Source organism: Myxococcus sp. CA051A (assembly GCF_013336705.1).
GTDB lineage: Bacteria > Myxococcota > Myxococcia > Myxococcales > Myxococcaceae > Myxococcus > Myxococcus llanfairpwllgwyngyllgogerychwyrndrobwllllantysiliogogogochensis.
On record NZ_JABUMS010000002.1, the window covers coordinates 888,431 to 908,365 of the forward strand.

The following is a 19,935-nucleotide window of genomic DNA, read 5'->3' on the forward strand; positions in this document are numbered from 1 at the left end:
CTACTTCGCCATCACCCACCCGACGAACAGCTCCACGGAGCGCTCCAGCAGGGGTTCAATGGAGTCGCTCCGGGTCTTCTTGCGCAGGGGCCCCTCGTTCCACAGCGAGGCGAGGCCGTGCACCCAGGCCCAGACGGTGAACGCGAGCGTGTCCATGTCCACCTTGCCGCCCGTGGTCTCCTTCGCCAGCTCCTGGAGCCGCCCGTAGGCGCGCATGCCCTCCGCGTGGAGGCTCGCGTACTTCTCCTCGTCCCCCCACTCCTGCCGGAACATGACGCGGTAGTGCGCGGGGTGCTCCACGGCGAAGCGCACGTAGCACCGGGCGAGCGCCCGCAGCTGGTTGTCCGTCCGGGGGGCTCGGATGCTGGACAGCGACTCGTCCATCCGCTGGTTGAGCGCCCGGTAGCCCTCTTCCGCCACCGCCGCCAGGAGCGCATCCTTGTCCCGGAAGTGGTGGTAGGGCGCCGCCGCTGTCACACCGGCCCGCCGGGCGACCTCGCGCAGGGACACCGCACCCACGTCCTCCGTCGCGATGAGCTTCAGCGTCGCGTCCACCAGGGCCTGGCGCAAATCTCCGTGGTGGTAGGCGCGCTTTCGCGGCGCCGCCGGTTTCTTCCCGACCCGAGTCGTCATCGCCCCTGCCCCCTTCCTGGAATGTCGTTCATCTTGACACTGCTGAGATTGCCTCTTATCTGAACAGTGCTCATATAGACTGGGAGACGCGGGATGCGCGCATTCGTGACGGGTAGCACGGGCCTGTTGGGTAACAACGTGGTGCGGGCGTTGGTGGCGGGAGGACACACGGTGCGGGCGCTGGCCCGCTCGCCGTCGAAGGCGCGCCAGGTGCTGGGGGGCCTTGCGGGCGTGGAGGTGGTGGAAGGGGACATGCTGGACGTGAAGAGCTTCGCGGCCGCGCTGGAGGGATGTGACGTGGTCATCCACACGGCGGCCTACTTCCGTGAATACTACGCGCCCGGCGACCACTGGCCGAAGCTGTATGCCATCAACGTGAAGGCCACGGTGGAGCTTGCCGAGGAGGCCCACCGACGCGGGGTGAAGCGCTTCCTGGACATCAGCTCCTCGGGGACGGTGGGGACGAAGCCGGACGGCTCGGCCGGAGATGAGGCGACGCCGCCCGCACCCGTCGCCTCCGCGAACCTGTACTTCAAGAGCAAGGTGGAGTCGGAGCGGGAGCTGAATGCCTTCAGCGCGCGCTCGGGCATGGAGGTGGTCTACATCCTGCCGGGGTGGATGTTCGGGCCGGGGGACGCGGGCCCCACGGGCTCGGGCCAGTTCGTGCTGGATTTCCTCGCGGGGAAGATGCCGGCGCTGCTCGACGGCGGCTCGTCGCTGGTGGATGCGCGCGACGTGGCCGAGGCCACGGTGGTGGCGGCACAGAAGGGCCGTGCGGGCGAGCGGTATCTGGTGGGCGGTGAATTCGTGGACCTCGTGACGCTCTCCCAGGCGCTCGAGCGGGTGACGGGGGTGAAGGGGCCGCGCCGGACGCTGCCGCATGGGCTGGCGGTGGTGCTGGGCGCGTTGGGGCAGACGTGGGCCCGCCTGACGGGGGGCCAGACGTCGCTGACGGTGGAGGGTGTGCGCGTCATGCACGCGAAGCTGAGCGTGGATTCGACGAAGGCGCAGCGGGAGCTGGGCGCGTCGTTCCGTCCCCTGGACGAGACGCTGCGCGACACGGTGGCGTGGCTGCGCGAGCACACGCTCAAGGCCGCGCCCGTGCTGGAGAAGCCCCAGGTCGCCACTTCCCCTTGAAGAGGCCTGCGCGTCGTCACGCCGGCCGTTACGATGGGTCCCCAGCGCGCCCTGGCCGGAGGGCTCGGTCGCTTCGATGGAGTGTCGTGCCCATGCCCCTGGACCGCCAGTCCCCCACCTCGACGGTTCTGTTCCTGTTGCTGTGCGCGCCGCTCGTCGGTGGCTGTCTCTTCGCGGGCCCGAGTCACCAGGGGCCGCCGCTCGCGCACTTCGATGGCGAGAAGTTCCACAACCTCGGGGACGCGCCGGAGCTGAAGACGACGGAGCTGGTGGAGGCGGCGCTGAAGGAGCCTCGCGGAGAGTGGCGGGAGTACGAGGAGCTGACGCCGGGCAGGCCTCCTCCGGCGCGGGTGGGGCCGGGCCGGCTGAGGGTGACGCTCATCAACCACGCCACCGTGCTCCTCCAGGCGGACGGGGTGAATGTGCTGACGGACCCCATCTACTCGGACCGGCCCAGCCCGGTGCCCTGGGTGGGGCCCAAGCGCGTGCATCCGCCGGGCATCCGCTTCGAGGACCTGCCGCCCATCCACGTGGTGGTGGTGAGTCACAACCACTATGACCACATGGATTTGCCCACGCTGCGCCGGCTGGAGGAAGCGCACCATCCGCGCTTCATCGTCGGCCTGGGCAACAAGGCGCTGCTGAAGGGCGAGGGCTTCCGGAACGTGGAGGAGCTGGACTGGTGGCAGTCCACGGACGTGACGCCGGAGGTGAAGGTGACGGCGGTGCCCGCGCAGCACCGCTCCAACCGGGGCCTCACGGACCTGTCCGAGACGCTGTGGGCGGGCTACGTCGTCTCCACCACGGGAGGGCCGGTGCTCTTCGCGGGGGACACGGGCTTCGGTCCGCACTTCTCGATGATGGCCGCGCGCTTCGGGCCCATGCGGCTGTCGGTGCTGCCGATTGGCGCGTTCCGTCCGCGCATCATCCACAAGGTGCACATGGGGCCGCGCGAGGCCCTGGATGCGCACAAGGTGCTGAACTCCTCCACGTCCGTGGCCATGCACCACAACACCTTCCCGATGGCCTTCGACGGGCAGGACGAGGCGAAGTTCCTGCTGCTGCGGTTGCTGGCGCGCGAAGAGGTGCGACCGCGCTTCTGGGCGCTGGGGTTCGGCGAGGGACGCTACGTGGAGCCGCTGCCGACGACCGCCGCGGCCCTCGCGGGCATCTGCCACCCGGATACGGTGGTTTCCGAGTAGCCGCTTCAGCGATTGAACGGAACTTCCTGGACCCAGTTGAAGCCTCGGTTGAGGAGCTGGAGCTGGGAGGTGTCCACCTTGCGCACGCGGACGTGGAGGGCGGCGCCCTCGAAGGTGCCCTGGATGACCAGGTGCTCCGGGTCTGGCTGCTCCAGGGTGAAGGTCGTCTTCTTCGCGTCCTCGCCCCGGCCTTCGGCGAGGACGAGCGTCCGGGTCTCCGGGCTGCCCGACACCTGGTAGCGCTGTGTGGAGTCGTCCATCTTCCGGAGGGTCATCCGGAAGCGGCCGATAGCGAGGCTGCGCCAGCGCGAGGTGTCGCCAAGGAGCGGGGGCAGCACCTGGCCATCCCTCGTGAAGGACTCGACCTCATAGAGGCCGTAGAGCGGCGGCAGCGGCGCGCCATCTCCCCACTTCATGTGGCCCTCCAGGGTCCGGCTGGCATTGGAGTAGATCATCCAGCCGATGAAGACGAGCTTCACGCCTCGCAGCGCCCAGGTGACGCGGGAGGAGAAGGCGAAGGGCATGTCGAGCACGGCGGGCTGGGTGGCGCGGTTGAGGACGAAGACGTCGGCCAGGCGTCGGAGGTCGGGCAGCAGCAGGAAGACGGCGTACAGCAGGAGCAGCGTGGAGTAGAGCTTGACGGGGACGTCGTAGAAGAAGTTCAGCGCCACCACGTTGGACATGACGCCGACGACCACCAGTGAGCCGAGCGTGGTGGTGCGTCGGAAGAGGAGCAGCAGGCCTCCCAGCACCTCCGTTCCTCCGGTGAAGAGGTTGTAGCCCGGGGAGAAGCCCATGAAGGTCCACAGCAGCCCCATGGGAGAGAACTCGCCCAGGGGCTGCGTGAGTCGGTCCACGGTGGGGAAGGGGAACTGGGACTTGAAGACCTTGGCGAAGCCATAGGACAGCATGGCGAGGGCCAGCATGTAGCGGACGTAGACGCGCAGGAAGTCGTGGGCCTTCACGTACCGGGTGCGACGCCGGTCGATGACGGACCACACGCTCGCCGCGATGAAGGCGAGCACCAGGCAGAGAGCCGTCTGCGCGTAGTCGATGGCCTTGTCTCCGCTGCCGGACGTGGCGATGGAGAGCTCCTGCTCGTAGCCGACCACATGTCGGGCGACCCAGGGCACGACGACCTGCCAGAAGCCCGAGATGGCCGTGGCCAGGGGCCTGCCGATGATGGGCAGCGCGTCCAGCGGGAAGGCGAAGCAGTAGATGAGGACGAAGGCGCAGACGAAGCGGAACGCGATGCGCTTCGCGGGGCTCCAAGACTCGGGCACCGGAGGGGCGGGGACGGGCGCCGCTGGCACTGGCGCGACGGGCCCTGGCTCGGAGTGAAGAGGGGTGGCGGTGGTCATGAAGGGCTCTTGGGGCGAGCGTAGCGAGAGAACGCCAGACAGCCCAAACGATGCTTGCCTGGTGACTGACAGGGTTGGAGTGGACAGGGGGCTCGCGCTGGGTCTAGGGCCTTCCACGTATTTCGTGAGGTGGGGTTGATTGTCTATTTTCCCAGGCTCCATGCCTCATTCGGAGAGGGATTGGCCATGAAGAAACTCTTTGTCGGGCTCTGCCTCGCGGTGGGTGTGGTCGCCTGTGGTCCCGTCTCTCCTGAAGAAGAGGCCTCGCTCGAGTCCTCCGAGCAGGCGTTGTGTCCGGCGACCTGCCCCGCAGGGACCTCGTTCCATCAGTATGTCTGGCTCTGCACCAATCGGACGTCGAGCGCGTGCCCCTATGGCATCGAGGAGGAGTTCGCCAGTTGTTACAACAGTTCGACTGGCGGCTACGTGAGGGGTGGCTCGACGTGCCGTACCCGGTGTGGCTGTCTCCCTGATTGAGGGCTGAACGCGACGCGGGTCATCCGAGGCGCCTACCGCGCCTTGCGCCGTGCCTTTGTCCGGCGTGTCTTGGGCGCGGTGAGTCCACGCTGCTCGCTGGCGGTGCGCAGGGACTCGATGAGGCGGAGCGCCGCGGGGTTCTCCGGGGCGCTCGCCCGCTGTACGGAATAGATGAGGTTGACGACCTGCTGGCGGCTCGGGGCCTGGGGCACGACGACGGTGCCCTGACGGGCGGCCTGGGCGACGCAGTGGTCGGGGAGGATGGACCAGCCGTGGCCGGCGGCCACCGTGCCCAGCACCTCTTCCAGCTCCTCGAAGTGGTACGTGCCCCGCACGGAGCGCGGCTGTCGTCCGTAGTGGCCCTCGAACCACTTGCCGAAGACGTATTCACACTCGTCATACGTGATGAAGGCCAGGTCCTCGAAGGCCGCGAGCGACGGGAACGCGCGTCCCCGTGCCTGGGGCGGACCGACGAGCACCAGTTCCTCGCGCCACACGGGCGCGGTCAGCAGGCGGCTTGATACGTGGGGCAGGTAGACGAAGCCCACGTCACAGACGCCGTCCTCCAGGGACGAGAAGACCTGGTCCGCCGTGGGGAAGCGCAGGGAGTACGGCGCGGAGGCCCGCTCACGGGAGAGGAGGGGATAGAGCACATAGCGTCCGAAGCCGCTCACCGAGGCGATGCGCAGCGGTGCTGGCTGGGTGTCGCCCTCCTTGAACGTGCGCGCGAGTCGACCGAACTCGTCGAAGAAGCGCTCACAGAGCGCATGCAGCTTCGTGCCCGCGTCGGTCAGCGTGAGTCGCCGCGTCGTGCGGTCGAAGAGCACGGTGCCCAGCTGCTGCTCCAGTTGATGAATCTGGTAGCTCACCGCCGGCTGCGTCCGGTGCAGCACCGTCGCCGCGCGACTGAAGCCCCGCTCACGGCTCACCGTCAGGAAGGTCTCAAGATAGCGAGGGTCCAGGTCCATCGAACCATTCTATCGGCTCCATCCAGTCTATCCATTGGATTGATGGAGCGGAGCGCTCGCAGGATGCCCTCCACATCGCGAGGTGCGCGGTGTCGGAGGTGGAATCATGACGGGTTCATGGAGTCGGACGCTCGTGTCGCTGGGCTGTCTATGGGTGGTGCTGGGCTCGAGCCCGAGCGAGGCACGTGAGCCAGAGGTGTCCTCGGGCAAGGTGGGGTCACGCACGGTGGCTCCAGCCCGAGGCTCCTCGCGGGCACAGGTATCCGCCGCGGAAGAGGCGCGCCCGTCGTTGGTGGTGTTCCTGGTGTTCGACGGATTGCGCTACGACGACCTGGAGCGGTGGCGCCATCGGATGGGGCCGGGAGGTTTCCGCAGACTGCTGGAGGGCGGCACCGTCTTCGATTCCGCGCGCTATCCCTACGCGACGACGAAGACGTGCCCGGGACACGCCACGCTCGCGACGGGGGCTCTTCCTGGCGCGCACGGAATCATCTCCAACGAGTGGTACGAGCGGGAGTCCGGCGCGGAGGTGAGCTGTGTGAAGGACGCCGCGAGCCCACCGCTGGATGACCCGAAGGGAAAGGGCGTGTCACCCCGGCGACTGCTGGTGCCGACGTTGGGAGACCGGTTGCTCGCGACGCACGGGGCCTCGTCGCGCGTGCTGTCCGTTTCCTTGAAGGACCGCGCCGCCATCATGCTCGGAGGTCACCGGGGACAAGCGTACTGGTGGGGCACGAAGGGCTTCACGACGAGCCGTCACCACGCGGAGCAACTGCCGTCCTGGGTCTCCACCTGGAACCAGGCGCAGGTCTTCCAGAAGGGTGGAGTCTGGGCACGAGGCGCGGAGCCCGGGGCGTACGGCGCGCTCGGGCCCGATGACGATGCGCGCGAGCGTCCACCCGAGGGCCTGGGGCGGACGTTTCCGCATCCCCTCTCCACGGAGGACGCCTTCCTCTACACACCGCTGGGCGCGGAGAAGCTGTTCGAGTTCGCCCTGGCGGGCCTGCGCGCCGAAGCGCTGGGGAAGCGTCCTGGTGCGAGGGACCTGCTGGCCATCGGCATGTCGAGTGTGGATGTGGTGAGCCACGCCTTCGGTCCGGAGAGTCACGAGACGGCGGACATGATTCTCCGAATGGACAGGGCGCTGGCCGCGTTCCTGGCGACGCTGGAGCGGGAACTCGGATTGTCGCGGGTGCTGGTGGCCATGAGCGCGGACCACGGGATGGCGCCCGCGCCCGCGCGAGCCGAGCAGCGGATGCCAGGTGTGCTCGTGACGCACGCGGTGGACGCGGCGCTGGACCGGGCGTTCGGACCCGAGGACTGGGTGGAGGCCTTCAGCGTGCCGCACCTGTATCTGCGTCAGTCGCGCCTGAAGGCGCGCAAGGTGAGGTTGGAAGATGCCGTCGAGGTGAGCCGCACCGCGGTCCAGGCGCTGCCCGGCATCTCCGACGTCGTCTCCGCCTCGGACGTGAGCGCGGGCCGTGAGCGGGGCTTCGCTCGAAGGGTGCGCGGGGAGTACGTGCCGGCGCGGTCCGGGGAACTCGTCATCATCGCGGACCCGCATGTGCTGCTGGAGCCGGGGGAAGACCATGCGAGCACGCACGGCACGCCGTACGAGTACGACATCCACGTGCCGCTCATCCTCTTCGGCCAGGGCCTCCCCGCCGCGCGGCATGGGCGGCCCGTCACTCCGCTCGACCTGGCGCCCACGCTGGCGACGTGGCTGGGCGTGACGCTGCCGGATGCCTCGGGAAGTCCGCTCTGCGAGGCCCTGGCGCCTGGGACGGCCGTGCCCGCGAGCTGCGCCGCGAATGCCGCCGCCGCGCGATGAGGGCGAGTGAGGAGGCGGTGGCGCCGCTCGACTGCCCGCTCGGGTGTTCCTGGACCTGACAGCTCTTGTTTCGCGTCCGGGTCAGACGCCCCTGGTAGATAGGGGGCCACGTGGACGACGACCGGACCGGACAGGACAGCAGGCCCCCCAGGAAACAGAAGCGACCCCGGAAGGTGTCCGCCCGCTATCTGGAGAACGTGGCGCTGCACTACCTCAAGCGCTACGCCTCCACGGTGAGCCAGTTGAAACGCGTGCTGGTGCGCCGGGTGGACCGCTCGGTGAAGGAGCATGGCGGAGACCGCGCCGAGGCGCTCGGGTGGATTGACGCGCTCACGCAGAAGCTCGTCCGCAACAACCTCGTCAACGACGACGCCTATGCGGGGATGAAGGCGCAGTCGCTGCGCGCTTCGGGGCGCAGCACGCGGATGATTGCCCAGAAGCTGCGGATGAAAGGCGTGGCCTCGGACCTGGTGCAGCGCAAGCTGGCGCTGGCCACCGCGGAGGTCTCCGACGAGGACGCCGCGCGCATCTGGGCCCGGAAGAAGCGACTGGGGCCCTTTCGCAAGGACCTGGCCACGCGTGAGGAGAATCGCAAGCGCGACCTCGCGTCGCTGGCTCGCGCGGGCTTCTCGTTCGGCGTGGCGAAGAAGATCATCGACGGAGCACTCGACTAGCGCTGCGACGTCCGGCCCGGCGTGAACTCCCATGCCGTGATGCCGCGAAGCAGTTTTGCGGAAAAGAACGCAGCTATCAAGTTGCAAAAGCCTCCCGTACTTCCCCGTGTGACTGGAACACCTCCGGTCCCTCACGGGAGTCACGGGATGAACGCGACGAAAGATCTGCGGACGGTCACGCTCGATGGCCTGCGAATGCACTGCACGCTGATGGGCGAGGGCCCTCCTCTCGTCCTGCTCCACGGCTTCACGGGGACGGGCGTGGACTGGGTCCATGTGTTCGACCTGGACATGCTCGCCCGCGAGTACCGGCTCATCATTCCGGACCTGCGGGGCCACGGCCGGACCGACAACCCGTCAGAGGACTTCACCACGCGCCAGTGCGGGTGGACGTGCTCGCGCTGCTGGACTCGCTGGGCATCGAGCGGTTTCGCGCCATCGGCATGAGCCTGGGTGGCAACACGCTGCTGCACCTCGCGACGCGTGCACCGGGCCGCGTGGAGCGGATGGTGCTCGTCTCCAGCACGCCGTACTACCCCGCGCAGGCGCGCCGCATCATGGCCACCTTCACGGAGGAATCGCGCACCGAGGCCGAGTGGGCGGACATGCGCTCCAAACACGTCCACGGAGACGCGCAGATTCGCGCGCTCTGGCGACACGGCCGAGGCTTCGCGGACAGCTTCGACGACATGAACTTCACGCCGCCGCTGCTCGGCACGGTGCGCGCGCGGACGCTGCTCGTCCAGGGAGACCAGGACCCGCTCTATCCGCTGGAGCTGTCGGTGGAGCTGTATCGCGCCATTCCCGCGTCCCGCCTGTGGGTCGTCCCGGGCGGGGGCCATGGCCCCATCTTCGGGGAGCAGCGTGAGGACTTCGCGCGAACGGCGCTGGCGTTCCTGGAGGAGCCCGCGCCGGCGGCGTGACGTGGCGATGCCCCCGTGTCAATTCGTGGGGAGCAGCTTGCGCGCCAGGGCGATGAAGGCGCGCAGCGGCGCCGACGCGCGGGCCCGGTGGGGGTAGTACAGGAAGATGCCCGGGACGGAGGGCGCCCAGTCCTCCAGCACGGGCACGAGGGTGCCCGCGCGCAGGGCGGGGGCGACCTGCAGCTCCGCCAGGTAGGTCAGCCCCACGCCCGCCACCGCCATGCGGTACATGACCTCCGAATGGTCCGTGGCCAGCCGGCCCTTCACCTGGATGCGCAGCTCCTTGCGACCCCGCTCCAGCTCCCAGTGATAGGGCAGGCTCGTCGTGGGCGCGCGGTAGGTGATGCAGTCATGTTTCGCCAGGTCCTCGGGGTGCATCGGGGTGCCGTGGCGCTTCAGGTAGGAGGGGGAGGCGAGGACCATGAAGCGGAAGGCGGGCGTGAGCCGCACCTGCACCATGTCCTTCTCCACGGCTTCAATCAGCCGCAGTCCCGCGTCGAGCCCCTCCTCGACGATGTCCACGAACCTGTCGGACAAGCGCACCTCCGCGTGGACATGCGGATTGTCCCGGAGGAAGCGGGGCAGCACCGGCTCGATGATGCTGGCGAGGGCGATGCTGGGCACCGTGAGTCGCAGGGTGCCAGTGAGCTGCGTGGTATCGGCGGACAGGTGCTCGAGCGCGTTGAGGGCGGACTCCAGTCCCGGGGCGGCGCGCTCCAGCAGTCGCTGGCCGGCGTCGGTGAGCGACACGTTGCGCGTGGTGCGAAAGAACAACGCCTGTTGGACCCGCTCCTCCAGCAGCCGCACGGACTGACTCACCGCGGAGGTGGAGACGCCCAGCTCCTTCGCGGCCCGGGTGAAGCTCTTGTGCCGTGCGACGGAGACGAACACGGCCAGCTCGTTCAGTGGGGTCAGTGCCATTGTGAAGCCATTCTAAACAGTGCTTTCGCGCCGTGCCTCTTCTCCGAAAGGCCCTCGGGCGGCAGTTTGAGGTCATTCACGGAGGCACACATGACGACGACGAACCGCATCGACTCGCTTTCTCGCTACCACCTGTTGGGGCGCTCGGGGCTGCGGGTGAGCCCGCTGGCCCTGGGGACCATGACGTTCGGCACGGAGTGGGGCTGGGGGAGCCCCAAGGACACGGCGCACCGCCTGCTGGCCCGCTACCTGGAGGCAGGGGGCAACTTCCTCGACACGGCGGACGGCTACACGAACGGGACGAGCGAGGAAATCATCGGGGACTACTTCGCGAAGCAGGGCGGGCGTGACGGCGCCGTCATCGCGACGAAGTTCACGGTGAACACGTCGCCGGGAGACCCGAACGCGGGAGGCAACGGCCGCAAGAACATCCACCGCGCGGTGGAGGGCTCTCTGCGCCGGCTGAAGACGGACTACCTGGACCTGTACTGGATGCACGCGTGGGACGGCATCACTCCGATGGAGGAGGTGATGAGCACGCTGACGGACCTCGTGAGGGCGGGGAAGATTCGTTACATCGGCCTGTCGGATGTGCCGGCCTGGTACTTCGCGCGGGCGCAGACGCTGGCGGAGCGCGAGGGCTGGGAGCGCGTCGTCGCGTTGCAGCTGGAGTACTCGCTGGTGGAGCGCAACATCGAGCGGGAGCACATCCCGGCCGCGCTGGAGCTGGGGGCGAGCATCACGCCGTGGAGCCCGCTGGCGTCGGGGTTGTTGTCGGGCAAGTACACGCGAGAGGGCCTGGTCGCGAAGGGAGAGGGGCGACTGCCGGCGGTGCAGGGCCGAGGCAACCCGGGAATGGAGAAGCTCTTCACGGAGAAGAACTGGCGCATCGTGGACACGCTGATGGAGGTGGCGCGGGAGCTGGACAAGCCGCCCGCGCAGGTGGCGTTGGCGTGGGTGACGCGGCGGCCGGGGGTGGCCTCCACCATCATCGGGGCGACGAAGCTGGAGCAGCTCGAGGCGAACCTGCGTGCGCTGGACGTGGAGATTCCGGAGGCGCAGGCGGCGAAGCTGGACGCGGCCGGTCGCCCGGAGCTCGTCCACCCGTACATCTTCTTCGAGAACGCCTTCTTCACCAGCGGCATGTTCACCGGTGGCACGTCCGTGCGCGCCGAGCCGACGTGGTTCCGTCCGGCGGTGCGCTGAAGTTCGGGTGCGCGCTGGAGGCTGGTTTCAGTCGGTGCGCTGAAGGGAGCGCCAGAGCCAGCCCCAGCGCAGCTCCAGGTCCTCGAAGGGTGGGACTCGGATGAGGGCGTCGTGCTCGTTGTAGACGCCCAGCTCGGCCCATTGTCCTTCACGCAGCTCGCTCACGGTGAGCGAGCGTGAGTCCAGGTCGATGAGCCACAGGTGTTTGATGCCGAGTCGCGCGTAGAACGGGCGCTTGATGCGCAGGTCATACGCACGAGTCGACGGCGACAGGATTTCACAGACCCAGTCGGGCTCCGTGGTCCATTGTCGCTCGGGAAGACGGGCGACGCGCTCTCTCCGCCAGCCCGCGAGGTCTGGGATGAACTCCGGGGAGCCTCCGGCCTGCACGCCGGGCTCGACCATGAGCCACCAGCCGCCCGGCCCTGGGTTTCCGAGCTGGAACGGACCATCCAGCTCACCAAAGAGTCTCAGCCCGAAATAGACATGCCCACCACCGGGGCGGGCATGCGTGTACAGCGCTCCATCGATGATCTCGCCCACGACGCCCTCGGGCAGAGCCTCGATATCGGCGAGGGTCGCGACACCCTCTGTCTCGCGCTTGCCGTAGGCCATGCCCCGAGTGTGGAGATAGCAGCGCTGTCTGACAAGCGGACGCGAGAGGCTATATCCCGGCGGAGGGCTCCACGAACGGCCAGAGCGCGCCGAGTCTCAGCTCGAGGTCTTCGAACGGAGGCACGCGGACGACGTCCTCATCACCGTAGGTCCCTACTTCCATCCAGAGTCCGTCGCGCAGATCGCTCACCGTGAGGGTTCGTGCGTCCACGTCGATGAACCACAAGTGCTTGATGCCAATCCGCGCGTAGAACGGCTGCTTGATGTGCAGGTCATACGCACGTGTCGACGGTGACAGGATTTCGCAGGCCCAGTCAGGTGCTACGAGCCAGGAACCCGTGGGTAGCCGTGCCACCCGGTCCCTCCTCCAGCCCGCGACGTCCGGAATGAACTCCGGCGAACCCTCCAGCCGGATGCCGGGCTCCACCTGAATCCACCAGCCCCCAGGTCCGCCACTCCCATGCTGGAAGGGGCTCCAGAGCAGGGCATGCAGACTTCCAAGGGTATTCATATGCCCAGCACGTGGCTGGGCATGCACATACAACGTTCCTTCGATGATCTCGCCCACGACGCCCTCGGGCAGAGCCTCGATATCGGCGAGGGTCGCGACACCCTCTGTCTCGCGTTTGCCGTAGGCCATGCCCCGAGTGTGGAGATAGCAGGGCCGTCCGACAAGCCGCGCCGCTGACGGCGTCCGTTTACAGCTAGAGCTTCAACTTCTTGAACACGGATTCCGGGATGCTCTTGATGATGAGCATGATGAGCGCCCAGATGCCGGGAACGTAGACCTCGTTCTTGCGCGCATCCGCGGCGCTGAGCAGTCCGCGTGCCACCTTCTCCGGCGAGGCGAACAGCTTGTTCTTCGGCAGGTGCGCCGTCATCGGTGTGTCCACGAAGCCCGGCTTCACCGTCACCACCGCCACGTTGGACTTCGCCAGGCGATTGCGCAGGCCCTGCAGGAACACGGTCAGCGCGCCCTTCGACGTGCCGTACACGTAATTGCTCTGCCGGCCGCGGTCTCCGGCCACCGACGAAATCACCACCAGCGTGCCGGCCTTCTGCGCCTCGAAGCGGTTGGCCAGCACCGTCAGGAGCGACGCCGCGCTCAGGAAGTTGGTGCGCAGCACCGCCTCCGTCGCCGTCCACGAGCGCTGCGCCTCCGCCTGGTCTCCCAGCACGCCGTGCGCCAGCACCACGCCGTCCAGCCCGCCCAGCGCCTGGAACGCCCCGTCCACCAGCGCCTCGTGCACGGCGAAGTCGTTCAGGTCCACCGCCTTCGACTCCACCTTCGCGGCGCCCCGCGTGGCGGCATCCTTCGCCACCGCGTCCAGGTTCTCCGCGTTGCGGCCCACGAGGTACAGCGAGGCACCGCGAGCGGCGAGCAGCCGCACCGTCGCCTGGGCAATGGCGCTGGTGGCGCCGAGGACGAGCACTTTCTTCATGGGGTCGGCAATCTCGGAGAGAGGTCAGCGAAGCGCAAGCAGGGACTTGGGATGCGGCGCTCCGGAAGCGCGCTCCGATTCCAGCGAGAAGGGCATGGCCACCGGATTCATCCGCCGCCAGAACGATGAGGAGAACGCCGGGTCGATGTACCCCGCGAACTCCGCGCGGCGCGGGAAGTACGCGGCGAAGCTCTCCGGACTCATCCGCGCGTCCTTCGCCGGATACACCGCGCCGCCCGCCTCGCGCGTCACCCGGTCCAGCTCCTCCACCAGCCGGTACGTCTTCTCCCCCCGGTTGGCGAAGTCCATGGCCAGCGTCACACCCTGGCGCGGAAAGGACATCCACCCCGGCGAGGGAAGGTCACCGAAGGTCTTCAGCACCGACAGGAAGCTGGGCAGTCCGCCGCGCGAGCTTCGCTCCAGGATGTCCTTCAGCGCGTCACGCGCGGTGGCGTAGGGCACCACGCACTGGAACTGGAGGAAGCCCCGGCTGCCATAGATGCGGTTCCACGCGTAGATGGCGTCCAGCGGATAGAAGAACGGGTCGTAGTGCGTCAGCCGCTGCTTGGGCTTGCCGTTCTGCCGGTGGAAGTAGAGCCAGTTGAACGCCGACACCGACAGCCGGTTGAGGCAGAAGGCCGGCATGTCCATCGGCACCGCGAGGCCAATGCCATGCGACAGGTGGCTCTTGGTCAGCGGGAGCCCGTCGAACTGCGGCGGCGCGAAGTTGCCCCGGTACAGCAGGCCCCGTCCCACCTTCTTGCCGCGCGCCAGGCAGTCCACCCACGCCATGGTGAACTCGTGGTCCGCCTCGGACTCGCGCGCCACGACGAGGAATTCGTCCAGGTTGCCGAAGGGCACCGTCTCCTGGAGCACGTACGGGTTGCTGATGGGCTTGAGCTGCACCTCCGCCCACGTGACGAGCCCCGTGAGTCCCAGGCCGCCAATCGTCGCGCCGTACCAGTCCGGGTTCTCGTCCGGCGCGCACACCCGGCGGCTGCCATCCGAGCGCACCAGCTCGAAGCGGCGCACATAGCGGCCGAACGTCCCGCCCCGGTGGTGGTTCTTCCCGTGCACGTCGTTGGCGATGGCGCCGCCCACCGTCACGTACTTGGTGCCCGGCGTCACCGGCAGGAACCAGCCCCGAGGCGCCGCCAGTCGCAACAGCGTGTCCAGCGTGACGCCCGCCTCGCAGCGCACCACGCCCGTGGCCGCGTCGAAGGCGATGAGCTTGTCCAGGCCCGAGGTGAGCAGCAGCGTCCCGCCCCCGTTGAGGCAGGAGTCGCCATAGCTGCGCCCCAGCCCGTGCGGCAGCACGGAGCCAGAGACTTGCGGCAGCGCGTCCGAGCGCCACGTCAGCGCCTGCGTGCGCTGCTCGACTTGGGGGTAACGCCCCCAGGACTCCAGTGACTTCATCGCGGAAGCCCTCTCACGTGGCCGCCCACAAGACCAGGGCGGAGACGAGCCCCACCGCGTAGCTCACCTTGTCCTTGAGCGCGAAGACGAGCGGGTCCTCGTTCACCTGCCCGCGATGCGCCAGCACCCAGATGCGGCCCACCCAGTAGAGCATCACCGGGCACAACAGCCACAGCCGCTCCGGGTGGTCGTAATAGACAGTCACTTCCTTCGACGTGATGTACAGCGCCAGCACCAGCACGGACACCTGGCCCGCCGCCGCGCCCAGGCTGGCGAGCTGCTCGTAGTCCTGCGCCAGGTACCCGCGCCCATGCGCGGACGTCTCGTTGGACAGACGCAGCCGGCGCACCTCGCTCAGCCGCTTCACCAGCGCGAGCGACAGGAACAGGAACATGCTGAACATGAGCAGCCAGCTCGACGTGGGCACGCCCACCGCCAGCGAGCCGCCGAAGATGCGCACCGTGTACAGGCCCGCCAGCACCAGCACGTCCAGCATCACCACCTGCTTGAGCCGCAGCGAGTACGCCAGCGTCAGCGCGTAGTACGTCGCCAGCAGCGCCGCGAAGGCGGGCGGCAAGAGCAGGCACACCGCCGCCCCGGCCAGGAGCAGCACCGGCGCCAGCACCACGCCCACGCTCACCGGCAGCGAGCAGGCCGCGAAGGGGCGCTTCTTCTTCGTCGGGTGCCGCCGGTCCGAGTCCAAATCCAGCAAGTCATTGAGCACGTACACGCTGGACGCGCACAGGCTGAACGCCACGAAGGCCAGCACCGCCTGGGCCAACAGATTCGGCGCCGCGGCCTTGTGCGCGGCGAGCACCGGCACGAAGACGAGCGCGTTCTTCGCCCACTGGTGCACGCGCAGCGCCTTCACCCAGACGCGCGGGCCCACCTTGGGCCTCTCGAAGACGCGGTGGACCTGACGCCCCAGTCCGCGGGCCTTCTCGAGCACGCCCGCCGGCGCGTGGACCACCACGATGTTTCGCGACTCGCGCCACAGCGGCACGTCCACCGCGTCGTTGCCCGCGTAGTCGAACGTGCCCAGCGCGGCCTTCAGCTTCGCCAGCTTGCGCGCGCCGGAGAGGTTCACCGTGCCGTCGCTGGCGTGGACCTCCGCGAAGATTCCCAGGTGCGCGGCGACGGCCTGCGCGATTCGCTGGTCCGCCGCCGTGGCCAACACCAGCCGGCGGCCCCGCGCCTTCTCCTCGTGGAGGAACGCGAGCAGCTCCTCGTTGTACGGCAGCTGCGCGGCGTCCAGGCCCGCCCGCCGGGCGACCTCCGCCTTGAAGTACGCCTTGCCCTTGAGCACCCACAGGGGCAGCAGCAGGAGCAGCCACGGCGCGCGCTTGAAGAGCACGAGCAGGTTCTCGTGCAGCGTGTCGGTGCGCACCAGTGTCCCGTCGAGGTCGACGGCGAGCGCCACGTCGGGCGAGTCAGCGGTGAGGGGTGTCTCGGGAAGCATGGGCAACGGGGGCGAAGGCTACCCTGTCAGACCGCTCCTTGGAGCGGGAAGGGCGCGCGCCCCCCCGCCCGCCAGGGCACCGCTCAGTCGAGTCGGGCGATCAGCAGGGTTTGAAGGGGGAGGTTTCGGATGGGTCGGCTGCTCTCGATGCGGTAGCCCGCGTCGTCGAGGAAGCCCTCCACCTCCGCGGGCGTGTAGGCGTCGGAGCCGGAGGTGACGAAGTAGTGCAGGCCGATGAGGGGCGCGGAGCTGGCGGGGTCCTGGATGTCCTCGCGCAGATACTCCAGCACGGCCAACGTCCCCTTGGGGGCCAGCGAGGAGCGGATGCGGCGCAGGAGCGCCACGTTCTGCGCGGGCGTCAGGTGGTGCATCACCTGGAACAACAGCACGCCGTCATAGAGGCCACCCAGCTCCGCGGAGAGGATGTCCCCGGCCTGATGGGTGACCAGGTGGCTCAGCCCCGCGGAGGCGATGATGTCCCGGCCCACTCGGACGCTGCCTTCCAAGTCCAGCACCGTGGCCTTGAGGCCCCGGTGGCGCAGGCACAGCTCCGCGGCGAACCAGCCGTGCGCTCCGCCCAAATCCAACAGGTGTCTGGCACCTCGGGGCAGGGGGATGGCGCCCACGACCTCCGGGGCCGCCAGCCGGGCGAGCTGGTGCATGGCGTGGATGTAGTCGCGCCAGCGCGGGTCCTCCGGCGCGAAGTCGTGGATGTCCACCGCCTCGCCCGAGCGCACCACGCCCTCCAGCCCCGTCCACCAGTCCCACTGCGCGTAGTTGAACTCCAGGAAGGCGCCCACGTACTTGGGCGAGCGCGGGTCCAGCCACCGCTTCGAGCGCGAAGCCAGCCGGTAGCGGCCGTCGCGCTGACGCTCCACCGCCTCGCACGCCACCAGCGCCTCCAGCAGGGAGCGGGTGCCTTCCGGGGACAGCTTCAGCCGCGCCGCCAGCGCCTCCGACGTGGCCGCGCCGTCCGCCAGCGCGCCGTAGATGCCCAGCCGCACGCCCGCCATCAGCGTGCGCGACGCCATCATCCCGAAGAAGGCATGGGCCAGGGGTTGGGGGGCCAGGTTGAACCAGTCCGCCACTCGCTCCAGCAGGTTGTCCGCCTTGAGCCCCAGCCGCATGCGCGCGCCCCCTAACGCTTCTTCCGGGGGAGGGCCAGGCCGGCCAGTCCCACCATCACCAGCGCGGCCTCCACGCCCATCAGGCAGCCCACCTGCTCCGCCTTGCGCACCCCCGTGTAGCGGCAGGTGCCGTCCTCGCAGGAGAAGCGCGGCGAACAGTCTCCGCTGCTGCGACAGACGGTGTTCACCCGCCCCGTCCCGTCCTCCCCTTCCGGGTTGTCCCGGTCGGGTCCGCCCTCTCCAGTGGATGCGTCCGGGAGGGGGATGATGATGCCTCCGTCCCCCGATGACTGGGCGAGGGCGACGGCGGGCAGCAAGAGGGGGAGGCAGGCCAGCAGAGACAAGCCCTGGGCGCGGACAAGGTGACGAAGGGACATGACGGGGTCGTCACCCTAACCGCCCCGCCGCACAGATGCATCCACCGTGGAAACCGGAACTCGGGGGTAGATTGTCCCACCCCACCGCCTTCATCTGGTAGCGTACGACCCGCGATGGCCGCCCCCAGAATCCTCGTCGTCGATGACAACCCGGAGCTTCTTTCCCTCCTCACGCAGCTGTTCGAGGACGCGGGCTACGAGGTCGTCGGCGCCAGCCGCGGCAGGCAGGCGGTTGACGTCGCTCGGGCCAATCCCCCCGGCGCGGCCGTCTTGGACATCCTGCTGCCGGACATGATGGGCTACCACCTGGCGGACGCGCTGCGGAAGGACAACCCCCAGCTCCCGCTGCTCTTCATCACCGGCGTCTTCAAGGGCGGCAAGCACGCGCTGGAGGCCCGGCAGAAGTACCAGTCCGCCGGCTACTTCGAGAAGCCGTTCGAGGCGCAGAAGCTGCTGGAGGCCGTCACCAAGGTCCTCCCTCCGGAAAAGAAGGCCCCGCCCGCCGGCTCCCTCCAGGACGCCTTCGAGGTGGAACTGGACATCGACGTGGAGGAGGAGGGCCCCCAGGATGTGATGGAGCTGACGGGCCGCATCAAGGTGACGGGTGGCGGCAACATCACCGCGGAGATTCGCGGCGCCAACCTCACCGCCAGCCCCATGCAGAAGGTGCCGGCCACCCAGGTGCGGCGGCCCACGCCGGGCCATCCGCCGGACTCTCCTCCCGCGGGCTCGGGCGCGCCGGGCAGCCGCCGGGGCGAGCTGAAGGACAACCTGCCCTCGTTGCTCACCGCCTACTACCTCTCCCGTGAGACGGGCGAGCTGGGCATCCAGCGCGGCAAGGTGAAGAAGGTCGTCTACTTCGAGAAGGGCATGCCGGTGTTCGCCCTCTCCAACCTGCTGGCGGACCGCTTCGGGCAGTTCCTCGTCCGCGTGGGGAAGATCAAGCCCGAGCAGCTCCAGGATGCCTCCGCCGTGGCGGGAGCGACGAACCGGCGCACCGGCGACGTGCTGGTGGAGCGCGGGCTGCTCAAGGACACCGAGCGGCTCTACTACGTGGGCCAGCAGGTGAAGGCCGTCATCTACTCGCTCTTCGCGTGGGAAGAGGGCACCTATCTGATGAGCTTCCGGGAGAAGGCCAGCTCGGAGTCCATCAAGCTGGACGTGCACCCGGCCAACCTCATCGTCCGCGGCATCAAGAAGCTCTACAAGCCGGAGCGCCTGCGCCGGCTGCTGCAGCCGGAGGACCGGCTCATCCCCGCGGTGGCCCCGGCGTACCAGCTCAACGAAGTGGAGCTGGAGCGGTGGGAAGCGGAGCTGTTGCCCAAGATTGACGGCAACCGCACCGTCGCGGAGCTGCTGGCGTTCGCCAACCGCCCCGAGCACGTCGTCTACGGCTTCCTGGTGGCGATGATGGCGCTGGGCATCCTGGACAAGCGCTCGTAGCGCGGCTGCGGGTCGCCGGGCGGGCGCCTGCTTGGAGCCTGGGGCGCCCGGGGTGGCTTGGAGCTCGAGCTCAGCCGCCCGTCAGGCGGGAGCCAATCCAGAACAGGCCGAGCGCACCGGAGCCCACGGCGACGACGCGCTGCACCCAGGTGGTGATGCGGTCGTTGAGGCGGGTGAGGCCCTCGGCGAAGAGCAGGCCCACGGTGCCCATGCCGATGAGGATGCCCAGCGCGAAGCCGGGCAGGTACGTCCACGCGGCCAGGCTCATGCTTCCGCCGACGAGCAGCGGGGGCAGGGCGAGCAGCAACGAACGCACGCCGCTGACGGCCATCAGCGCGCCGGCGGCGGTGCTGACGGTGTGCACGTGCTCGTGCGGCTCCTTGGAGTGGCCGGGCAGGTGGGGGTGGCCGTGGTTCAGGCTGTTGGGGAACAACAGCGCCGTCACGGCGAGGGCCACCAGCACCGCGCCGCCGAAGATTTCGGCCCAGCGCTCGAAGGTCTCGGACAGGCCCACGCCGGCCAGGAGGCACAGGGAGGCGATGCCGCCCAGCATGGCCGCGTGCCCCAGCGCGAAGCGGAAGGCGGTGGCGATGGCCGCTCGACGCCGGCCCCCATTCAGGGTTCCGAGCGTGGCCACGGCCGCGCAATGGTCCGGCCCCACGGCGTGGAGCAGGCCCTGGGACAGACCGAGCAGGAAGGCAAGGAGAATGGGCTGCACGACGC

Annotated in this window: 20 protein-coding genes and 1 pseudogene; 9 read left to right on the forward strand and 12 right to left on the reverse strand. The window is 68.8% G+C overall.

Annotated elements, in window-relative coordinates; genetic code table 11:
• Positions 1-633 carry a TetR/AcrR family transcriptional regulator gene (locus HUA74_RS09060; protein WP_174454187.1) on the reverse strand — a complete coding sequence of 211 codons (633 nt, stop codon included), beginning with the start codon at positions 631-633 and terminating at the stop codon, positions 1-3.
• A 93-nt stretch (positions 634-726) separates the two neighbouring features.
• Here HUA74_RS09060 and HUA74_RS09065 point away from each other — a divergent pair, with 93 nt between their 5' ends.
• Together HUA74_RS09065 and HUA74_RS09070 are read left to right on the forward strand one after the other, a co-directional pair.
• A complete protein-coding gene (locus HUA74_RS09065) occupies positions 727-1,770 on the forward strand; it encodes an SDR family oxidoreductase (protein ID WP_174454188.1) in 1,044 nt (347 codons plus the stop codon).
• A gap of 92 nt (positions 1,771-1,862) precedes the next feature.
• Positions 1,863-2,972: an MBL fold metallo-hydrolase gene (locus tag HUA74_RS09070; protein ID WP_174454189.1), complete on the forward strand. Its 1,110-nt coding sequence runs from the start codon at positions 1,863-1,865 to the stop codon at positions 2,970-2,972.
• A 5-nt stretch (positions 2,973-2,977) separates the two neighbouring features.
• On the opposite strand, the gene HUA74_RS09075 is transcribed toward HUA74_RS09070, so the two are convergent.
• Positions 2,978-4,333 carry a hypothetical protein gene (locus tag HUA74_RS09075; protein ID WP_174454190.1) on the reverse strand — a complete coding sequence of 452 codons (1,356 nt, stop codon included), beginning with the start codon at positions 4,331-4,333 and terminating at the stop codon, positions 2,978-2,980.
• A gap of 186 nt (positions 4,334-4,519) precedes the next feature.
• Here HUA74_RS09075 and HUA74_RS09080 point away from each other — a divergent pair, with 186 nt between their 5' ends.
• Positions 4,520-4,810, forward strand: coding sequence for a hypothetical protein (locus HUA74_RS09080; RefSeq protein WP_174454191.1), 291 nt, complete (start codon positions 4,520-4,522; stop codon positions 4,808-4,810).
• Positions 4,811-4,842: 32 nt separating this feature from the next.
• On the opposite strand, the gene HUA74_RS09085 is transcribed toward HUA74_RS09080, so the two are convergent.
• The gene (locus tag HUA74_RS09085) at positions 4,843-5,778 is read right to left on the reverse strand and encodes a LysR family transcriptional regulator (protein ID WP_141641643.1); all 936 of its coding nucleotides are present in this window, start codon (positions 5,776-5,778) and stop codon (positions 4,843-4,845) included.
• A 106-nt stretch (positions 5,779-5,884) separates the two neighbouring features.
• Here HUA74_RS09085 and HUA74_RS09090 point away from each other — a divergent pair, with 106 nt between their 5' ends.
• From HUA74_RS09090 to HUA74_RS45530, 4 genes and pseudogenes are all read left to right on the forward strand, one after another.
• On the forward strand, positions 5,885-7,609 hold the full coding sequence (locus HUA74_RS09090; protein WP_174454192.1) for an alkaline phosphatase family protein: 1,725 nt from the start codon (positions 5,885-5,887) through the stop codon (positions 7,607-7,609).
• Positions 7,610-7,719: 110 nt separating this feature from the next.
• Positions 7,720-8,283, forward strand: coding sequence for a regulatory protein RecX (locus HUA74_RS09095; RefSeq protein ID WP_141641645.1), 564 nt, complete (start codon positions 7,720-7,722; stop codon positions 8,281-8,283).
• Between the two features lie 210 nt (positions 8,284-8,493).
• Positions 8,494-8,768: pseudogene (locus tag HUA74_RS45525) on the forward strand (alpha/beta fold hydrolase); the annotation flags it as partial.
• A 204-nt stretch (positions 8,769-8,972) separates the two neighbouring features.
• On the forward strand, positions 8,973-9,206 hold the full coding sequence (locus HUA74_RS45530) for an alpha/beta fold hydrolase (RefSeq protein ID WP_254625004.1): 234 nt from the start codon (positions 8,973-8,975) through the stop codon (positions 9,204-9,206).
• Positions 9,207-9,224: 18 nt separating this feature from the next.
• Here HUA74_RS45530 and HUA74_RS09105 read toward each other — a convergent pair whose 3' ends face one another.
• Complete coding sequence (locus HUA74_RS09105; RefSeq protein ID WP_174454193.1) at positions 9,225-10,127, reverse strand: LysR family transcriptional regulator; 903 nt, start codon at positions 10,125-10,127, stop codon at positions 9,225-9,227.
• Positions 10,128-10,217: 90 nt separating this feature from the next.
• On the opposite strand from HUA74_RS09105, the gene HUA74_RS09110 reads away from it, so the two are divergent.
• Entirely contained in the window at positions 10,218-11,333 is a 1,116-nt protein-coding gene (locus HUA74_RS09110) for an aldo/keto reductase (protein WP_174454194.1), read from the forward strand.
• A 27-nt stretch (positions 11,334-11,360) separates the two neighbouring features.
• Here HUA74_RS09110 and HUA74_RS09115 read toward each other — a convergent pair whose 3' ends face one another.
• From HUA74_RS09115 to HUA74_RS09145, 7 genes are all read right to left on the reverse strand, one after another.
• A complete protein-coding gene (locus HUA74_RS09115; RefSeq protein WP_174454195.1) occupies positions 11,361-11,948 on the reverse strand; it encodes a Uma2 family endonuclease in 588 nt (195 codons plus the stop codon).
• A gap of 49 nt (positions 11,949-11,997) precedes the next feature.
• The gene (locus HUA74_RS09120) at positions 11,998-12,588 is read right to left on the reverse strand and encodes a Uma2 family endonuclease (RefSeq protein WP_174454196.1); all 591 of its coding nucleotides are present in this window, start codon (positions 12,586-12,588) and stop codon (positions 11,998-12,000) included.
• Positions 12,589-12,652: 64 nt separating this feature from the next.
• Positions 12,653-13,390: an SDR family oxidoreductase gene (locus HUA74_RS09125; protein ID WP_141641651.1), complete on the reverse strand. Its 738-nt coding sequence runs from the start codon at positions 13,388-13,390 to the stop codon at positions 12,653-12,655.
• A gap of 24 nt (positions 13,391-13,414) precedes the next feature.
• Positions 13,415-14,806, reverse strand: coding sequence for an FAD-binding oxidoreductase (locus HUA74_RS09130; protein ID WP_174454197.1), 1,392 nt, complete (start codon positions 14,804-14,806; stop codon positions 13,415-13,417).
• A gap of 13 nt (positions 14,807-14,819) precedes the next feature.
• On the reverse strand, positions 14,820-16,265 hold the full coding sequence (locus tag HUA74_RS09135; protein WP_174454198.1) for a UbiA family prenyltransferase: 1,446 nt from the start codon (positions 16,263-16,265) through the stop codon (positions 14,820-14,822).
• Positions 16,266-16,348: 83 nt separating this feature from the next.
• On the reverse strand, positions 16,349-17,392 hold the full coding sequence (locus tag HUA74_RS09140; RefSeq protein WP_174454199.1) for a methyltransferase: 1,044 nt from the start codon (positions 17,390-17,392) through the stop codon (positions 16,349-16,351).
• Between the two features lie 11 nt (positions 17,393-17,403).
• Positions 17,404-17,769, reverse strand: coding sequence for an MXAN_6627.5 family MYXO-CTERM protein (locus HUA74_RS09145; RefSeq protein WP_141641655.1), 366 nt, complete (start codon positions 17,767-17,769; stop codon positions 17,404-17,406).
• Positions 17,770-17,883: 114 nt separating this feature from the next.
• Between HUA74_RS09145 and HUA74_RS09150 the strand changes: the two genes are divergently transcribed.
• Complete coding sequence (locus HUA74_RS09150; RefSeq protein WP_141641656.1) at positions 17,884-19,212, forward strand: response regulator; 1,329 nt, start codon at positions 17,884-17,886, stop codon at positions 19,210-19,212.
• A gap of 70 nt (positions 19,213-19,282) precedes the next feature.
• Here HUA74_RS09150 and HUA74_RS09155 read toward each other — a convergent pair whose 3' ends face one another.
• Entirely contained in the window at positions 19,283-19,930 is a 648-nt protein-coding gene (locus tag HUA74_RS09155; RefSeq protein ID WP_141641657.1) for a hypothetical protein, read from the reverse strand.
• Positions 19,931-19,935: the final 5 nt, after the last annotated feature.

Bases quoted from the DNA above. Each gene is read 5' to 3' on its own strand.
- HUA74_RS09060 (WP_174454187.1), bottom strand. From the start codon at position 633: ATGACGACTCGGGTCGGGAAGAAACCGGCGGCGCCGCGAAAGCGCGCC.
- HUA74_RS09065 (WP_174454188.1), top strand. From the start codon at position 727: ATGCGCGCATTCGTGACGGGTAGCACGGGCCTGTTGGGTAACAACGTG.
- HUA74_RS09070 (WP_174454189.1), top strand. From the start codon at position 1,863: ATGCCCCTGGACCGCCAGTCCCCCACCTCGACGGTTCTGTTCCTGTTG.
- HUA74_RS09075 (WP_174454190.1), bottom strand. From the start codon at position 4,333: ATGACCACCGCCACCCCTCTTCACTCCGAGCCAGGGCCCGTCGCGCCA.
- HUA74_RS09080 (WP_174454191.1), top strand. From the start codon at position 4,520: ATGAAGAAACTCTTTGTCGGGCTCTGCCTCGCGGTGGGTGTGGTCGCC.
- HUA74_RS09085 (WP_141641643.1), bottom strand. From the start codon at position 5,778: ATGGACCTGGACCCTCGCTATCTTGAGACCTTCCTGACGGTGAGCCGT.
- HUA74_RS09090 (WP_174454192.1), top strand. From the start codon at position 5,885: ATGACGGGTTCATGGAGTCGGACGCTCGTGTCGCTGGGCTGTCTATGG.
- HUA74_RS45530 (WP_254625004.1), top strand. From the start codon at position 8,973: ATGAACTTCACGCCGCCGCTGCTCGGCACGGTGCGCGCGCGGACGCTG.
- HUA74_RS09105 (WP_174454193.1), bottom strand. From the start codon at position 10,127: ATGGCACTGACCCCACTGAACGAGCTGGCCGTGTTCGTCTCCGTCGCA.
- HUA74_RS09110 (WP_174454194.1), top strand. From the start codon at position 10,218: ATGACGACGACGAACCGCATCGACTCGCTTTCTCGCTACCACCTGTTG.
- HUA74_RS09115 (WP_174454195.1), bottom strand. From the start codon at position 11,948: ATGGCCTACGGCAAGCGCGAGACAGAGGGTGTCGCGACCCTCGCCGAT.
- HUA74_RS09120 (WP_174454196.1), bottom strand. From the start codon at position 12,588: ATGGCCTACGGCAAACGCGAGACAGAGGGTGTCGCGACCCTCGCCGAT.
- HUA74_RS09125 (WP_141641651.1), bottom strand. From the start codon at position 13,390: ATGAAGAAAGTGCTCGTCCTCGGCGCCACCAGCGCCATTGCCCAGGCG.
- HUA74_RS09130 (WP_174454197.1), bottom strand. From the start codon at position 14,806: ATGAAGTCACTGGAGTCCTGGGGGCGTTACCCCCAAGTCGAGCAGCGC.
- HUA74_RS09135 (WP_174454198.1), bottom strand. From the start codon at position 16,265: ATGCTTCCCGAGACACCCCTCACCGCTGACTCGCCCGACGTGGCGCTC.
- HUA74_RS09140 (WP_174454199.1), bottom strand. From the start codon at position 17,392: ATGCGGCTGGGGCTCAAGGCGGACAACCTGCTGGAGCGAGTGGCGGAC.
- HUA74_RS09145 (WP_141641655.1), bottom strand. From the start codon at position 17,769: ATGTCCCTTCGTCACCTTGTCCGCGCCCAGGGCTTGTCTCTGCTGGCC.
- HUA74_RS09150 (WP_141641656.1), top strand. From the start codon at position 17,884: ATGGCCGCCCCCAGAATCCTCGTCGTCGATGACAACCCGGAGCTTCTT.